Raw genomic sequence first — 15660 nt, 5'->3', positions numbered from 1 at the left:
CCGGGGTTCGAGTCCCTGGCGGCGCACAGACGGGAAAAGCCCCTCGCGAGAGCGAGGGGCTTTTTCGTATCCGTCCGCGCAGACCGCCCACAACACGCCGCGCAGACCACCCGCACGCGCCGTCACGCAGTCGTGATCTTGACCGTCCACGCTCCGGTGGCCGTACGGTCCGCCACCTCCACCCGGGTCCGCCCGCCCGGCGGGCCGGGCACCGTGAACGTCTCGCCCACCCGCAGCGGTGCGTCCGCCAGCGGCGGATAGACCGACTCGTCGCCGCACGCCTCGGTCTCCGGGTGCGTGTCGACCACCTCGATCGGCCCGTCTCCGGACGCGGCCTCCCCCCGCACCCGGTAGAGGAGCACCCCCTCGGTGCAGGTGAGCTCGTCGTTGCCCGTGGCGCTGCGCGCCTCGATCGCGAGCACGCTGTTGTGCCCGGTGCGCACCACCGCGAGCCGCGTACCAACGCTGCCGCCGCGCACGGGCGCGGCGGCGAGCGGTTCCAGGGTGACGATCTCAGGGCCGCCCGGCGGCCCGGCCGAGGCGGGCGCCTCGTCCGCGCCGTTCACGCACCGGACCTCCGCCCGGCCGAGCCAGCCGAGCTTCCACTTGTGCCAGCCGAACAGGTCGGGCGCGAGGCCGAACTGGCTGCCCATGACGTCCCAGTCGCCGACGTGGGTGTCCCAGTCGCCGTAGCCGCCGTCCTCGGGCCGGTGGTAGAGGTCGGGCAGGTCGAAGACGTGCCCGGTCTCGTGGGCCAGGACGTTGCGGTCCGGGGGATGGCGTTCGAAGACGGTGACGACCCGCCGGATCTCGGCGCCGTCCGCGGACAGCGGCCGGTCGAAGTTGACGACCTTGGTGGCGTCGGAGTCGACCCCGGGGGCGTCCGGGTCCGCGACCAGGTAGACCACGTCGTAGCGCGAGAAGTCGACGTCGTCGTCGGCCGCGTCGATCGCGTCCTGAAGATAGGCGGCGCGCCGCTCGGGGTCCCAGTCACGCCTTATGTCGTAGACGACGGACGCCTTCGGCATGCGCACCCACTCCTTCTGCGGGTGCGCGCGCAGCAAGAACTTGCCGTACGAGGCGCGCCGGAAGAAGTCGCTGGTGGCGGGGAAGTGGTCGGCGGCGAGCTCCTGCGGTCTGTTCAGCGGGACGGAGTCCGGGAACGACAGGAAGATCATGACGGCGTCGAGCCGGTCGGCGGGCTGCGGATAGGCGGAGTTCCAGGAGTCGAGGCCGAGGGAGTGGTGGGCCTGCGTGCGGGGCAGGGCGCAGGGACCGGCGGAGGAGGAGGCCACGGCGGGCCCGGCCACGAGGGACGTTGCCGTGAACGCCACGAGAGAGGTGAGCGCCGCGGCAACACTGCGCAGGCGCGCCCCTTCCACTCTCCCGGGTGTTCCCTCGGGCGACTGCTGACCCTCCACGTGGACCTCCGGCTCGGGAATGCTGGATGCCTCACCCACCTTGTGATGTTTTACGGAGGTTTGCCCTGTTCCGGTGCCCCACTCGGGTGACCGACCCGACACCGGCCCGATGCCGACCCGAGATGCGGCGACACTCCGAAGGTTCACGGAACGTCACATCCGGTCAGGTTGGTTCCGACACCGGTCGCCACCCGCGCAGAAACGATCGGCCGCGGTGTGCGGGGGCCCGCGCCGGGTCGGTGACGCTGGAACGGCCGCCGCGCCAGCCTCTATGATCGGCACACTTTCCCCGAGTCCTTGCGGGATTTCTTCGGTGAATGTCTCGGGCGGCCAGCCCCCGACCACATTTGCACGACCCTGTACGACACACTGCATGCGGGAGTGAGCGGTGAGCGGAACCTCCGAGGGACAAGGGCCCGCGGGCGTCGCAGTCCCCGGAAGCGTCCGAGAGTCCGTCACCGAGCGTAATGGTGTGGGCCGGAGCTCCGCCGAGCTGTGCGACTACCGTGCCGCCTTCAACGCCGCACAGCTCGCCATGACCGTCGTCGACCACGAAGGACTCGTCGTCGGGGCCAACGAGGCGTTCGCGGCCCTGTTCGGCACCCGTCCCGCCGAACTGCGCGCCCAGTACGCCGCCGACCTCATCGACCTCGCCTCCGACGCCCGCACCTGGCACGCCTACCGCGAGGTGCTGCGCGGCCGGCGCTCGCGGTTCCGCTGCACCCGGCGGCTCAAGCACTCCGACGGGCGGGCCCTTTGGGCCGAGGTCACCGTCGCGCCCGTCTCCGGAACCGGCGACGTGCTCCTGTCCGTCGCCGACATCAGCGACCGGCGCGAGCTGCACGCACGGCTGCGCCATCTGCAGCTGCACGACCCCGTGACCCGGCTGCCCAACCGGACGCTGTTCTTCGAACGGCTCACCGCCGCGCTGGAGTCCTCACCGTACGACCACGGTTCCACCGGCCGGATCGGGCTGTGCTACCTGGACCTCGACGGGTTCAAGGCCGTCAACGACACGCTCGGGCACCGGGTCGGCGACCGGCTGCTGGCCGCCGTGGCCGCCCGCCTGATCGAGTGCGCCGACAACAGCGGGGCGCGCGGCTGCGGCCACCTCGTCGCCCGGCTGGGAGGGGACGAGTTCGCCATCCTGGTCGAGGACTCCACGGGCACGGAGCAGCTCGCCGATCTCGCACGGGCCGTACTGGCGGCGCTCCAGCAGCCGTTCGACCTGGCCGGCCGGCGTCTGTCGGTGTCGGCCTCCATCGGCGTCGTGGAGCGCGCGGTGACCGGCACGAGCGCCACCGGGCTGATGCAGGCCGCGGACACGACGCTGTACTGGGCCAAGGAGGACGGCCGGGCCCGCTGGACCCTCTTCGACCCCGAGCGCAACGCGCACCGGATGACGCGCCAGGCGCTCTCCTCCACGCTCCGCCCGGCCGTGGAACGCGGCGAGTTCGCGCTGGAGTACCAGCCGCTGGTGGGACTCGCGGACGGGGTGACGCGCGGAGTGGAGGCGCTGGTGCGCTGGAACCACCCGCAGTTCGGCACCCTGACGCCGAATCGGTTCGTCGCCATCGCCGAGGAGGACGGCTCGATCGTGCAGCTCGGGCGGTGGGTGCTGCGCACCGCGTGCCGCCAGGCGCGCCGCTGGCAGCTCGACCACCCCGGCGTGGAACCGCTGTTCGTGAGCGTCAACGTCGCCGTACGGCAGGTGTGGGACTCCGACCTGGTGGCGGATGTCGCGGAGATCCTGGCCGAGACGGGACTGCCGCCGCATCTGCTCCAGTTGGAGCTCACGGAGTCGGCGGTGATGGGCTCGGCGGGCCGGCCGCTCCAGGCGCTGAAGGCGCTCAGCGAGATGGGCGTCCAGATCGCGATCGACGACTTCGGGACCGGCTACTCGAACCTCGCGTACCTGAGCCGGCTTCCGGTGTCCGCACTGAAACTCGACGGAACGTTTGTCCGTGGGTTCCAGGACGAGGCCCACGCGAACCCGGCGGACGAGACGATCGTCGAGGCACTGGTCGAACTCGCCCACCGGCTGGGGCTCACGGTCACCGCCGAGTGCGTGGAGACCTCGGGACAGGCGTCCCGGCTGCGGCGCATCGGCTGCGACACGGGGCAGGGCTGGCTGTACTCGCGGGCGGTGGCGCCCGAGCGGATCGCGGAGATGCTCGGCACGGGTACGCGCGCGGAGCCTGCGGGGGCGTCCGGCTGAGGGGACGCCGCCGGGTGGCCGGGCCGCCGCGCGGTGTCCTCGATCTCCCCTACGCCCTGGCGGCCAAGGGTGGGGGTCCCCCGAACAGGTCGGCGATCGAGGTACTGAAGATCCACGCACGCACGCACGCGGGCGCGGGAAGGGGCCGGGCGGAGCCTCGAACGGAACCCGGGGCCGAAGCGCGAAGCCCGCGCCCGCGCCCGCCAGGGCGCAGGACCACGGGACCCACAGGAACCCCCAACGGGACACCGCGCGGAGCGCGGTACGCGCCGGGCCGGGCCCCGGCTGCGGAAAGGGGGATCCCCCCACGGCCGACAGGCCGCAGGGGGAGAGGGCGGGGTGGGGTGGGGAACCACCCCGCCCTCGTCCGTCAGCAGGCGCCCAGGTCCTGCCAGACCCCCCACTCGCCCGTCGTGCCCGGCTCCTCGCCCTTCGTCCACCACTTCGCCCGCCACGTGTGCCCCTCGTGGGAGACCTCCGTGGTGCCGGTGTAGGTCTCGGTCGCGGACCAGGCCGGGGCCGTGCAGCCGGGGCCCGGGTCCGACGGGGAAGGCGTAGGGTCCGTCGGCGTCGGGGTGGGAGTCGGGGTCGGGGTCGGGCCCGTCGGGGAGGCGCCGACCGCCGCCACGATGTCCTTGAACAGCGTGGCGTTCGCGTCCAGTCCGAGCAGCGAGTACATCATCGCGCCCGCCAGGCCCCGGCTGTGGGCGTAGTCGGCCCGTGCCTGGATCGCCCGCCGGTCCAGTCCGGTGAAGAACTCGCCGTCCTTGTAGAAGTACGCCGCCTTCGCCTCGTCGTCCCAGAAGGTGGTCGCCGGGTTGTCGACGATGCCGCCGAGCTCCTTGTAGTGCGCGATTCCCGCCTGCTGGCTGACGGGACGGGCGGCGGAGGCGCCGGTCGCGCTGCCGCCGAGACCGTTCTTCGTGCCGGCCGGGACGCCCTTCCAGCCGCGGTAGTAGAACTCGTAGCCGAGCGTCAGCTTGCCCGCGGGGAAGCCGCCGGTGATGCCGTACGCCGCGTTCCCGTCGATCCAGGAGTCGATGGCGCCCGCGATCGAGTACTTCTGGGTGCCCGGCTCGATCGGGTCGGTCGGGTCGGACGCCGGGGAGTACAGCGGTGACTGGTGGTACGCGGGCCCGTCGCCGTCCCAGGCGCCGTGCATGTCGTACGTCATGATGTTCGCGTAGTCGAGGTACGCGCCGATCTTTTCGGTCTCGATGTGCTTGATCTTGTCCTGGCCCGCCGGGAGCGCCGCGGTCAGCAGGTACTTCTTGCCGCCGTGCGCCGCGCCGTACGCGTCGAGCTGCTTGCGGAACTCGGCCAGCAGCAGCGTGAAGTTCTGCTTGTCCTCGGGGCCGTGGTGGTTGCCGAGGTGGCCGTCGGGCGAGCCCGGGTACTCCCAGTCGATGTCGATGCCGTCGAAGATGCCCGCGGCGGTGCCGGGACCGCCGTAGCCGCCCTCGACCGGCAGGTCACCGGCGATGTACTGCTTGATGCAGGAGGACACCAGCTTCTTGCGGCTCGCGTCCGTCTTCGCCGCGTCGTGGAAGTACTTGGAGTAGGTCCAGCCGCCCAGCGAGATGTTGATCTTCAGCTTCGGGTACTTCGCCTTCAGCTCCTTGAACTGGTTGAACACGCCGACGATCGGCTGGTCCCACGTGTCCGCGACGCCGTCGACGCTGTCGGCCGCACTGAAGCTGCGCTGGTAGTCGGCGTACGAATCGCCCGCGCCGTCACCGGCGTTGGGGTTTGCGTCGTCCCCCGCCGCCTTGTTCGCCATGAAGCAGGTGTGGTCGGTGGGGTGGATGTTGCCGAACGAGTAGTTCAGGACGTCGAGTTCGCCCGCGATGCCCCGGGTGTCCAGGTGCTTGGGGTAGAAGGCGTTGCCGTACACGCTCCACTGGTCGTAGTACGCGATCTTGACGCCGCCGGCGGAGGCGGCGGGCGCGGCGTCGGCCGCCTGGGCGGTGTCGGGGCCGCCGACGGCGGTCAGCGCGCCGGCGGCGAGCACCACACCGGTGAGCGCGGCGAGCAAGGGCTTGCGGACGGGCACGTGCGGCCTCCGAGGGGGGTGCGTGGTACGGGAGTCGGAGCAGTGATAACGGCCCCCGGAGCACCGCGTCAATGGTCTGCACCAAACGAGGACTAGACCAATTTCGGCCCGAATCCCCTCGTCCCAGGCCTGCGCCTGTTGCGAAAAACCGCTCGCCACACGGGGTGACGAGCGGTTTAAGTCCTCCTTAATGAGCCACGCGGGAGAGGTTCACCGGCGAACCACTCAGGCGGGCAGACCGTACGCGTCCGCGATCAACTCGTAGCTGCGCAGGCGCACATCACCGCCGTGCGCGTTGGCCGTGATCATCAACTCGTCCGCCCCGGTGCGCTTCTGGAGGTCGTCCAGCCCCGCCCGCACCGCGTCCGGCGTGCCGTGGACGATATTCGCCAGCCAGCTGTCGACGAACTCCCGCTCCATCGGGCTGAACGCGTACTCCTCCGCCTCCTTCGGCGTCGGGATCAGCCCGGGCCGGCCGGTGCGCAGCCGCACCATCGACAGCGCTCCGGTCAGCACCTGGCGACGGGCCTCCCGCTCGTCGTCCGCCGCGAGGGCCGAGACGCCGATCAGGGCGTAAGGGGCGTCCAGCACGGCAGAGGGCCGGAAGCTCTCCCGGTACAGCTCCAGGGCGGGGAGCGTGTTCTGCGCGGAGAAGTGGTGGGCGAAGGCGAACGGCAGCCCGAGCGCCCCGGCGAGCCGGGCGCTGAACCCGGAGGAGCCCAGCAGCCAGACCGGCGGGCGGGCCGGGGACTGGACGCCGCCGGGCGCGGTGGCCTGCACCGGTCCGGGCACGGCGTGGATGCGCGCGTACGGGTGCCCGTCCGGGAAGTCGTCGTCGAGGAACCGGATCAGCTCGGCGAGCTGCTGCGGGAAGTCGTCGGCGCCCTCGTGGAGGGTGTCGGAACGGCGCAGGGCCGCCGCCGTCGCGCCGTCCGTGCCCGGCGCGCGGCCGAGGCCGAGGTCGACGCGGCCCGGCGCCAGCGCCTCCAGGGTGCCGAACTGCTCGGCGATGACCAGCGGGGCGTGGTTGGGCAGCATCACGCCGCCGGAGCCGAGGCGGATGCGCTCGGTGTGGGCGGCGAGGTGGGCGAGGATCACGGCCGGGGAGGACGAGGCGACGCCGGGCATGGAGTGGTGCTCGGCGACCCAGTGCCGGTGGTAGCCGCGGCTCTCGGCGAGGCGGGCGATGGCCACACTGGTGCGCAGCGCGTCGGAGGCCGTGCGGCCGCTGCCGACCGTGACCAGGTCGAGCACGGACAGGGGGACGGGGGCGGTGCCGGCCGCCGTGCCTCGGATCTCGTCCACTGCGTTCACGGGTGGGGCCCTCCTGGATGAGTCGTACGTATCCCGACCCACAACAGGAGGCCATCTCCGTTTTATTCCCGGCAGACCCGTGAACCGGGCGGTCAGTCCTTGCGGGCGAACAGCCTGCCCAGCTCGTCCGACCAGGCGCCCCTGCGCTCCGCCAGCCTCAGCCCCTCCCACACCGTCACCTGGTTCGCCGTGAGCACGGGCCTGCCTGTCACCTCCTCCAGCTCCGGCAGGTGGGCCACCGTGTGCAGGGCGGTGTCAGGCAGCAGGACGGCGTCGGCCCTCGGGTCGTCCCCCTTCCGCAGCAGCTCCAGCACCTGCTCGCGCCCCCAGGTCGACACCTCGGCCGCCGTCACGATCCCGCTCGCCCGCGCGGCCACCACCTCGAGCCCCGCCGCCTCGAGGAAGCGGGCGAACAGGTCCGTCACGTCCTGGGGATACGTCGCGGCGATCGCCACCCGCGTGGCCCCGACCTCCCGTGCGGCGTGGGCGAACGCGAACGACGTACTGGAGGCCGGGAGCCCGGCCGCCAGCGCCAGGGCCCGGGTCTGCTCATGGGCCCCCTCCCACCCGTACACGAACGAACCACTGGTGCAGGCCCACACCACCGACTCGGCGCCCGACAGCCTCAGCTCCTCCACGCCGGCCGCCAGCCGCTCGGCCGAGCCCATCTCGCGCAGAGCGTCCTCGCGGTGCGCGTCCTCGCCGATGTCGGTGTGGACGACCGGCAGGTTGACACCGGTCAGCAGCGTCTCGATACGGGGGTAGTCGTCCTCGGCCGCATGCCCGGGGTAGAGCAGGCCCACCGTCGTCATGTCACGCCCTCCTGTCCTTCCGGCTCCGCCGTCGCCGCCGTGGCGTCCATCAGCAGAGCCTGATAGGGGCCGACCGCCGAGGCGCCGACGGCGCGCAGGGCCGACCACATCGTGACCTGGTTGGCGGAGACCACCGGCACCCTCAGCTCGGCCTCCAGTTGCGGGATCACGTCGTACGTCGGCAGGTTCGTGCAGCTGATGAACAGCGCGTCGGCGCCCTCCACCGACACCTCCCGTGCCATGTCGACCACCGCGCGGTACGGCACTTTCCAGATGTGCCGGGTCAGCCCGAGGAAGGCCCGGCCCACCACCGTCACTCCCGCTTCCGCCAGATAGTCCTCCAATGACCGGGTGACCGATTCCGTGTAGGGCGTCAGCAGCGCGATCCGACGGGCCCCCAGCTCGCCGAGCGCGTCGAGGAGCGCGCCGGACGTCGTCAGGGCCGGCACGTCGCCGGCCGTGCGCATCACCTCGCACAGAGCGCGTTCCCCGGCGAGGCCGCCGACAAAACTGCCCGATGCGCACGCGTAGGCGACGACCTCCGGCTCGGAGGCGCCCAGCGCCCGCACCGCGTCCCGCAGCGTCTCGTGCTCGCTCACCAGCCGCGCCAGGTCCAGGGAGACCCCGACGGGCACGAAGGGGGTGCGCGTCAGACGCAGCGAGACGTCGTCGGGGACCCAGCGCCACAGCTCCCGGTCCAGAGCGAAGTCGAAGGGTGCCACCACACCGATGCCGTGCTGCGGTTGCGGCCCGGCGAGAAAGGAGACGACATCCATGCGCTCAGCCCCCTTGGCGTCTTGTTGACGACGGTAGGTTCCGGTGCGAGCGTGGGTCAATCCGTACATGTACGACGTGACGAGGTGGTCTGCGACCGATGGCCGAACCCACTCTGCTCGTGCTGAACGCGGACCCCCCGCCGCGCCTCGGCCGCCTGACCGGCAAGGTGCGGGTGGAGTACGCCGACGAGGAGACGCTCGCGGCCCGACTCCCCGAGGCGGACGTCCTGTTGGTGTGGGACTTCGCCTCGGACGCGGTCCGTCTGGCCTGGCCCGGCGAAGGTCCCCGGCCCCGGTGGGTGCACACGCCGAGTGCCGGCGTCGACCGCGTCCTTTGTCCGGAACTTGCCGTGTCCGACACCGTGGTGACCAATGCGCGCGGCATCTTCGAGCAGCCTATTGCCGAGTACGTGGCGGCGCTCGTCCTGGCGATGGCGAAGGACCTGCCGGTGACGCTGGAGCTCCAGCGCCGCCACGAGTGGCGGCACCGGGAGGGCCTCGCGGTCGCGGGCAGCCGCGCCGTGGTGGTCGGCGCCGGGCCCATCGGGCGGGCGGTCGCCGGCGCCCTGCGGGCCCTCGGCGCCACCACGGCGGTCGTGGGCCGTCAGGCCCGCCCCGGCATCCACGGCGAGCAGGACCTCGACCCGCTGCTCGCCCGCGCCGACTGGGTGGTCTGCGCGGCGCCGCTCACGCAGGCGACCGCGGGGATGTTCGACGCGCGCCGCTTCGGCCTGATGCAGCCCTCGACCCGCTTCGTCAACGTCGGCCGGGGACCGCTCGTCGTCGAGGCCGACCTCCTCGACGCCCTGCACAAGCGATGGATCGCCGGCGCGGCCCTCGATGTCTTCGAGTCCGAGCCGCTCGCGCCGGACAGCCCTGTGTGGGACGCTCCGGGGCTGATCGTCTCCCCGCACATGAGCGGTGACACGGTCGGCTGGCGGGACCGGCTGAGCGAGCAGTTCGTCGGGATGTACGAGCTGTGGGCGGCCGGAGAGCCCCTGCCGAACGTGGTCGACAAGAAACGTGGGTACGTCCCCATGCATGACCACTCGCCTGACTGACCTCACCGCTCGTCAACTGCTGGCCGGCTACGCACAGGGCGACTTCTCCCCCGTCGACGCGACCCGCGCGGCGCTGGAACGCGTCGAGAGCGTGCAGCCGCTGGTCAACGCGTTCGTCCGGACCGACGCCGACGCGGCACTCGCCGCGGCCGAGGCGTCGGCGGAACGCTGGCGCCGGGGAGAGCCGCAGGGGCTGCTCGACGGGGTGCCCGTCACCGTGAAGGACCTCGTCCTCCAGCGCGGTGTGCCCACGCTGCGCGGTTCCCTGACCGTGCGGGCGGACCGGGCCTGGGACGAGGACGCCCCGTCGGTCGCACGGCTGCGGGAGCACGGCGCGGTGTTCCTCGCGAGGACGACGACGCCCGAGTTCGGCTGGAAGGGGGTCACGGACTCGCCGCGGCACGGCGTGACGCGCAACCCGTACAACCCCTCGCGCACCGCGGGCGGCTCCAGCGGGGGCGGCGCGGCGGCGGTGGCGCTCGGCGCGGGCCCGCTGTCGGTCGGCACGGACGGGGGCGGGTCGGTCCGCATCCCGGCGTCCTTCTGCGGGATCTTCGGGCTGAAGCCGACGTACGGGCGCGTGCCGGTGTATCCGACGAGCCCCTTCGGCAGCCTGTCCCATATCGGGCCGATGACCAGGGACGCGGCGGACGCGGCGCTCATGCTCGACGTGATGAGCGGCGAGGACTGGCGGGACTGGTCCCATCTGGGGCCGGCACGCGAGGTGCGGCACGGGCTCGGCGAGGGGGTGAAGGGCCTGCGGATCGCGTACTCCCCCACTCTCGGCGGTCAGGTCGCGGTCCGCCCCGCGGTCGCGTCGGCGGTGCGGCGGACGGTCACGGCGCTGGCCGACCTGGGCGCGTACGTCGAGGAGACCGATCCGGACATCACGGACCCGGTCGAGGCGTTCCACACCCTGTGGTTCACCGGCGCGGCCCGGCTGGTGCAGCACCTCGGGCCCCGGCAGCGGGAGCAGCTGGACCCGGGCCTGCGGGAGATCTGCGACATCGGCGCGCGGCGCAGCGCGCTGGAGTACCTGGCGGCGGTGGACGTACGGGCGGACCTGGGCCGGCGGATGGCGCGGTTCCACACGGCGTACGACCTGCTGGTCACGCCGACGCTGCCGCTGACGGCGTTCGAGGCCGGCGTGGAGGTCCCGCCGGGGTCGGGCCACCGGCGGTGGACGGGGTGGACGCCCTTCACGTACCCGTTCAACATGACGCAGCAGCCCGCGGCGACGGTGCCGTGCGGGCTGGACGCGGAGGGGCTGCCGATCGGCACGCAGCTGGTGGGCCCGCGGTACGCGGACGGCCTGGTGCTGCGGGTGGCCCACGCGTTGTACGAGTCGGGCGCGGCAGGGGTCCCGGGGCCGGGGGCGCTGGGGTAGGGGCAGCGCCCCCCGGGGCGTCAGGCGCGCCGGAAGCTCAGCGTCTCCCCCGACGCGCCCGTGCGCCAGAGGTCCTGGCAGGCCGAGGCCATCTCCTCCAGGCCCTCCACCACCGTGCCCCACACGATCCCCGGCACCCACCCCGTGTCCCCGTTCAGCAGCAGGTTGTTGCGCTCGTAGAACAGGGCCAGGTCCACCGTCACGGGGGCGGCGCGGCTCTCGTAGCCGTACGACGACGTGCCCAGTTGCACGTCGGTGAAGGTGAAGTAGCACAGGTCGCCGGGGATCGGAGTCACCGTCGGGTTCTCCAGCGGCGGTTCCTGGGGCGCGAAGGCCGGGAAAAGGGCATAGATCTCATTGCGCGCATACTTCGCGTGGTACACGTCCGCGGACAGCGGAAGCGCGTCCCACACCGCCGCGCAGGTCAGCGGGGCCTTGTCGGTCAGGAGCCGGGCGGTGCACCGCACTCCGCGCCGGTCCAGGGCAACGGTCAGGTATCGGTCGGCCATTTCCTACGCATACCCGTGAGCGCCCCGGGTAGCCGCGCGCCCATGGCTCGTAGAAGACAACCACGATCGATGAGCAGACGCTCCCTGCTGCTCGGCACCGCGGCGGCGGGCGCGCTCACCGCCGTCGGCGCCGCGGGCTGCGGCCGGGTGCCGTCCGGCGACGCGCTGGCCCGCCTGAAGTCCCAGGGCACGGTGCGCCTCGGCATCGCCGGGGAGGTGCCGTACGGCTATGTGGACGACCAGGGCGAGTTCACGGGCGAAGCGCCCGAGCTCGCCCGGGTCATCTTCAAGCGGCTCGGCATCGACCGGGTGCAGCCGGTCGCCACCGACTTCGCCTCCCTCATACCCGGGCTCAACTCCCAGCAGTTCGATGTGGTTTCGGCCGGGATGTACATCAACAAGGAACGGTGCGCGCAGGTCGTCTTCGCCGACCCCGAGTACCAGATGCTCGACTCGTTCATCGTGCGCAAGGGCAATCCGAAGAACCTGCGGACGTACGAGGACGTGGTGCGGGCCAAGGCGAGGCTCGCGACCGGTACGGGCTACGCGGAGATCGGGTACGCGGTCGCGGCCGGCATACCCGAGAAGGAGATCGTGATCCTTCAGGATCAGGTGGCCGGGCTGAACGCCGTCGAGTCCGGCCGCGTCGACGTCTTCGCCGGCACCGCGCTCACCGCCCGCGAGGTGGTCCGCAAGAGCACCCGGGCGGAGGCCACCGAGCCGTTCGCCGCCGTCGTGGACGGCAAGAAGCAGATCGACGGCGGCGGTTTCGCCTTCCGCCCCACCGACACCGACCTGCGCGACGCGTTCAACGTCGAGATCCACAAGATGAAGAAGAGCGGTGAACTCTTGCGCATCCTGAAGCCGTTCGGCTTCACGGAGAGCGAGATGACCACCCTGACTGCCGAGGAGCTGTGCGAGAAATGACAGCCGGACTCTGGCAGAACTGGGTGCTCCCCGGTATCTGGATCACCGTTCAACTCCTGGTCTACAGCACCGTGCTCGCCGCGGTCGTGGCCTTCGGCGTCGGCACGGCCCGCACGCACCGCTCGCGCACCGTCCGTTTCCTGGCGGGCGCGTACACCGAGATCTTCCGCGGGACGTCGGCGCTGGTGCTGATGTTCTGGCTGTTCTTCGTGGTGCCGCCGCTCATGGGCTGGCAGCTGGTGCCCATGTGGGCCGCGGTGCTGGCGCTCGGCCTGTCGTACGGCGCGTACGGCGCCGAGATCGTGCGCGGCGCGCTGAACGCGGTGCCCAAGGCGCAGCGCGAGGCGGGGGTCGCGCTCAGCCTCACGCCCTGGGAGCGGATGCGGCTGATCCTGCTGCCGCAGGCGGTGCCCGAGATGATCCCGCCGTTCTGCAACCTGCTGATCGAGCTGCTCAAGGGCACCGCCCTGGTGTCGCTGCTCGGGGTGGGCGACGTGTCGTTCGCCGCGTATCTGGTGCGGCTCGCCACCCAGGAGAGCGCGCAGATCTACACGATCAGCCTGGTGATCTACTTCCTGCTCGCGCTCGCGGTGACCCGGTCCATGAAGGCCCTGGAACGCAGGACGAAGCGGAACATCGGCATCGAGACGGAGCCCGGCCTGCTGGGCGGCATGCTCTCCGGGCGTGCCGGGGCCGAGACCGCCGGCGCCACCGTGACGGGGGGTGCGGCGAAGTGACCTGGGACTGGTCCGCGGTCGCGGACTTCATGCCACGCTTCTGGGACGGTGTGCTGGTCACCCTGCAGGTGCTGGTGCTCGGCTCGCTGATCTCGTTCACGCTCGGCCTCGTGTGGGCCATCGCCTTCCGGGCGCCGAACCGCTTCGTGCGGTGGCCGGTGAATCTCGTCACCGAGTTCGTCCGCACGACCCCGCTGCTGGTGCAGCTGTTCTTCCTGTACTTCGTGCTGCCGGAGTGGGGGATCCAGTTCTCCGCCCTGACCACCGGCACGATCGCGATCGGACTGCACTACTCGACGTACACCGCGCAGGTCTACCGGGCCGGTATCGACGCCGTGCCGCCCGGGCAGTGGGAGGCGGCGACGGCCCTGAGCCTGCCCGCCCACCGCACCTGGTTCGCGGTGATCCTGCCGCAGGCGGTCCGCCGGATCACCCCGGCGCTCGGCAACTACGTGATCGCGATGCTCAAGGACACTCCGCTGCTCGCCGCCATCGGCGTGCTGGAGATGCTCCAGCAGTCGCGGCTGGAGAGCGCCTCGACGTTCCAGTACACCGAGCCGCTGACCGTGATCGGTCTCGCCTTCGTCCTCATCGCCTATCCGGCATCTCTTCTCGTACGAGCCCTGGAGCGCCGTCTTGTCCGCTGACACCAACGCCACCACGCCCGACGAACTGATCCGGTTCGAGAACGTCACCAAGAGATTCGGCGACAGCACGGTCCTCGACGATCTCTGCTTCTCGGTGCGGTCCGGCAGGCACGTCACCCTGATCGGCCCGTCCGGCTCCGGGAAGACGACGATCCTGCGGCTGCTGATGACGCTGGAGACGCCCGACGAGGGCACGATCCAGGTGAACGGCAGCCGGCTGTTCCCGGCCGCCGAGAAGGAGCGCCGCGAGGCGCGCAAGAAGATCGGCATGGTCTTCCAGCAGTTCAACCTGTTCCCGAACATGACCGTGCTGCGCAACATCACCGAGGCGCCGGTGCGGGTGCTCGGCCTGTCCAAGGACGAGGCCGAGGCCCGGGCCCGGGAGCTGCTGGACCTGGTGGGGCTCGGCGACCGCGCCGACGCGAAGCCGACGCAGCTGTCGGGCGGCCAGCAGCAGCGGGTGGCGATCGCCAGGGCGCTGGCGATGCGGCCGCAGGTGCTGCTGCTGGACGAGGTGACCTCGGCACTCGACCCCGAGCTCGTGGCGGGCGTGCTGGATCTCCTGCGGGACATCGCGCGCACGACGGACATCACGATGGTGTGCGTCACGCACGAGATGAACTTCGCCCGGGACATCTCTGACGATGTCCTGATGTTCGACTCCGGCAAGGTCATCGAGTCCGGTCCGCCGGAAAAAATCTTCTCCGATCCGGAGCACGAACGCACGCGCGAATTCCTCGGAGCGGTGCTCTGACCACTCGCTCTGCCGGTAAGGCGTGACTCTGGCATATGCCAAGGTGGTGCGCCCCAGCACAGGCTGCTGGGGCGCCCGGCATTTACGCCAACAGGCCACTCCGAAACGGCTCTTGGCCGGTATCGTGGTACGGAAGCTTGCGGTCACAACCTGCTAGGGGGAAACCGTGGCGCTGAAGCCCGAGCCGACCGCGCCGTTCCACTCGGTGCAATACGTCTTGCGCGTCCTGGAGACGGTCTCCAAGCACGGTGGCGGTGTCACCGACGTCCAGATCGCACGCGAGACCGGCCTGCCCGCCGGTCATCTCGCTCCCATGCTCGCCATGCTCCGCCGCGAGGGATACGTGGAGCAGGTCGCCGACGGCGCGTACGTGATCGGCGACTCCCTGGTCCTGCTCGGCTCCGGCGCCACCCGCAAGGAGGCCCTGGAGGCCAAGCTCCAGGAGACCCTGACCGAGCTGCGCGACTCGGTGGGCGCCGCCGTCTACATCAGCCGCTACATCGACGGCGAGGTCAAGATCACCCAGTTCGCCGACGGCCCGCGCACGCCGAAGGTGAACGAGTGGGTGGACTTCCGCTCGGCCGCCCACGCCAGCGCGGTCGGCAAGTGCCTGCTGACCCAGCTCGACGTGAACGGCCGCCGTGACCACCTCTCGCGCCACAAGATCGCGCGCCTGACCTCGCGGACGATCACCAGCGAGCGGCTGCTCTTCTCGAAGCTGGACGCCCAGCCGCCGACGGTCCCCGTCCTCGACCTGCAGGAGTACGCGGTGGGCACGGTCTGCGCCGCGGTGCCTCTGACGGCGGGCTCGGCCGTGGGCTGCCTGGCGCTCTCCCTGCCCATCGAGCACGCCCACCGGCTGCGCTCGGCGGCGTACACGCTCAACCGCAGGGCCGCCCCGGTGGTGCTCTCGCTGGCGATATAGGGCCGCGACCCGCCTCCGGTCCCAGGTGGTCGGGAGCACCCCTCGGGACCAGGTACTATTAATGAGTCAGCCGCTCCGAGCGGCAGGCAAAGAGGCGCCGCTAGCTCAGTTGGTTAGAG

14 protein-coding genes are annotated in these 15660 nt (G+C 71.4%); 8 read left to right on the top strand and 6 right to left on the bottom strand.

Annotation, left to right across the window (positions count from 1 at the left end; genetic code table 11):
• Positions 1 to 122 precede the first annotated feature (122 nt).
• Positions 123 to 1421: a M6 family metalloprotease domain-containing protein gene (locus HW130_RS34770; protein ID WP_177153762.1), complete on the bottom strand. Its 1299-nt coding sequence runs from the start codon at positions 1419 to 1421 to the stop codon at positions 123 to 125.
• A gap of 388 nt (positions 1422 to 1809) precedes the next feature.
• Here HW130_RS34770 and HW130_RS34765 point away from each other — a divergent pair, with 388 nt between their 5' ends.
• Positions 1810 to 3639: an EAL domain-containing protein gene (locus tag HW130_RS34765; protein ID WP_177153761.1), complete on the top strand. Its 1830-nt coding sequence runs from the start codon at positions 1810 to 1812 to the stop codon at positions 3637 to 3639.
• Positions 3640 to 4009: 370 nt separating this feature from the next.
• Here HW130_RS34765 and HW130_RS34760 read toward each other — a convergent pair whose 3' ends face one another.
• From HW130_RS34760 to HW130_RS34745, 4 genes are all read right to left on the bottom strand, one after another.
• A complete protein-coding gene (locus HW130_RS34760; RefSeq protein WP_177153760.1) occupies positions 4010 to 5692 on the bottom strand; it encodes a glycosyl hydrolase family 18 protein in 1683 nt (560 codons plus the stop codon).
• 225 nt (positions 5693 to 5917) lie between these two features.
• The gene (locus HW130_RS34755) at positions 5918 to 7006 is read right to left on the bottom strand and encodes an LLM class flavin-dependent oxidoreductase (RefSeq protein WP_177153759.1); all 1089 of its coding nucleotides are present in this window, start codon (positions 7004 to 7006) and stop codon (positions 5918 to 5920) included.
• 92 nt (positions 7007 to 7098) lie between these two features.
• Entirely contained in the window at positions 7099 to 7818 is a 720-nt protein-coding gene (locus HW130_RS34750; RefSeq protein ID WP_177153758.1) for an aspartate/glutamate racemase family protein, read from the bottom strand.
• Positions 7815 to 8594 carry an aspartate/glutamate racemase family protein gene (locus HW130_RS34745; RefSeq protein WP_177153757.1) on the bottom strand — a complete coding sequence of 260 codons (780 nt, stop codon included), beginning with the start codon at positions 8592 to 8594 and terminating at the stop codon, positions 7815 to 7817. The genes HW130_RS34750 and HW130_RS34745 overlap by 4 nt, the downstream gene beginning before the upstream one ends.
• Before the next feature lie 98 nt (positions 8595 to 8692).
• On the opposite strand from HW130_RS34745, the gene HW130_RS34740 reads away from it, so the two are divergent.
• Entirely contained in the window at positions 8693 to 9655 is a 963-nt protein-coding gene (locus HW130_RS34740) for a D-2-hydroxyacid dehydrogenase (protein WP_177153756.1), read from the top strand.
• Complete coding sequence (locus HW130_RS34735; RefSeq protein ID WP_177153755.1) at positions 9636 to 11042, top strand: amidase; 1407 nt, start codon at positions 9636 to 9638, stop codon at positions 11040 to 11042. Before HW130_RS34740 ends, HW130_RS34735 begins: the two co-directional genes overlap by 20 nt.
• Before the next feature lie 20 nt (positions 11043 to 11062).
• On the opposite strand, the gene HW130_RS34730 is transcribed toward HW130_RS34735, so the two are convergent.
• A complete protein-coding gene (locus tag HW130_RS34730; protein ID WP_177153754.1) occupies positions 11063 to 11551 on the bottom strand; it encodes a DUF3830 family protein in 489 nt (162 codons plus the stop codon).
• 69 nt (positions 11552 to 11620) lie between these two features.
• On the opposite strand from HW130_RS34730, the gene ehuB reads away from it, so the two are divergent.
• From ehuB to HW130_RS34705, 5 genes are all read left to right on the top strand, one after another.
• Entirely contained in the window at positions 11621 to 12478 is an 858-nt protein-coding gene (gene ehuB, locus HW130_RS34725) for an ectoine/hydroxyectoine ABC transporter substrate-binding protein EhuB (RefSeq protein WP_177153753.1), read from the top strand.
• Positions 12475 to 13215 (top strand): ectoine/hydroxyectoine ABC transporter permease subunit EhuC, encoded by a 741-nt coding sequence (gene ehuC, locus HW130_RS34720; protein WP_177153752.1) that lies wholly within the window; start codon positions 12475 to 12477, stop codon positions 13213 to 13215. The genes ehuB and ehuC overlap by 4 nt, the downstream gene beginning before the upstream one ends.
• Positions 13212 to 13862: an ectoine/hydroxyectoine ABC transporter permease subunit EhuD gene (ehuD, locus tag HW130_RS34715; protein WP_177153751.1), complete on the top strand. Its 651-nt coding sequence runs from the start codon at positions 13212 to 13214 to the stop codon at positions 13860 to 13862. The genes ehuC and ehuD overlap by 4 nt, the downstream gene beginning before the upstream one ends.
• The gene (ehuA, locus tag HW130_RS34710; protein WP_177153750.1) at positions 13852 to 14616 is read left to right on the top strand and encodes an ectoine/hydroxyectoine ABC transporter ATP-binding protein EhuA; all 765 of its coding nucleotides are present in this window, start codon (positions 13852 to 13854) and stop codon (positions 14614 to 14616) included. The genes ehuD and ehuA overlap by 11 nt, the downstream gene beginning before the upstream one ends.
• 166 nt (positions 14617 to 14782) lie before the next feature.
• Positions 14783 to 15541, top strand: a complete 759-nt coding sequence (locus HW130_RS34705) for an IclR family transcriptional regulator C-terminal domain-containing protein (protein WP_177153749.1) — start codon at positions 14783 to 14785, stop codon at positions 15539 to 15541.
• Positions 15542 to 15660: the final 119 nt, after the last annotated feature.

Source organism: Streptomyces sp. PKU-EA00015, from assembly GCF_013387495.1.
Classification (GTDB): domain Bacteria; phylum Actinomycetota; class Actinomycetes; order Streptomycetales; family Streptomycetaceae; genus Streptomyces.
The sequence above is the reverse complement of the archived record's forward strand: the minus strand, read 5'-3'. Positions and strand labels throughout refer to the sequence as shown.

Coding starts and splice junctions, on each gene's coding strand:
- HW130_RS34740 (WP_177153756.1), top strand. CDS start 8,693: ATGGCCGAACCCACTCTGCTCGTGCTGAACGCGGACCCCCCGCCGCGC.
- ehuB (WP_177153753.1), top strand. CDS start 11,621: ATGAGCAGACGCTCCCTGCTGCTCGGCACCGCGGCGGCGGGCGCGCTC.
- HW130_RS34745 (WP_177153757.1), bottom strand. CDS start 8,594: ATGGATGTCGTCTCCTTTCTCGCCGGGCCGCAACCGCAGCACGGCATC.
- HW130_RS34735 (WP_177153755.1), top strand. CDS start 9,636: ATGACCACTCGCCTGACTGACCTCACCGCTCGTCAACTGCTGGCCGGC.
- HW130_RS34750 (WP_177153758.1), bottom strand. CDS start 7,818: ATGACGACGGTGGGCCTGCTCTACCCCGGGCATGCGGCCGAGGACGAC.
- HW130_RS34730 (WP_177153754.1), bottom strand. CDS start 11,551: ATGGCCGACCGATACCTGACCGTTGCCCTGGACCGGCGCGGAGTGCGG.
- ehuC (WP_177153752.1), top strand. CDS start 12,475: ATGACAGCCGGACTCTGGCAGAACTGGGTGCTCCCCGGTATCTGGATC.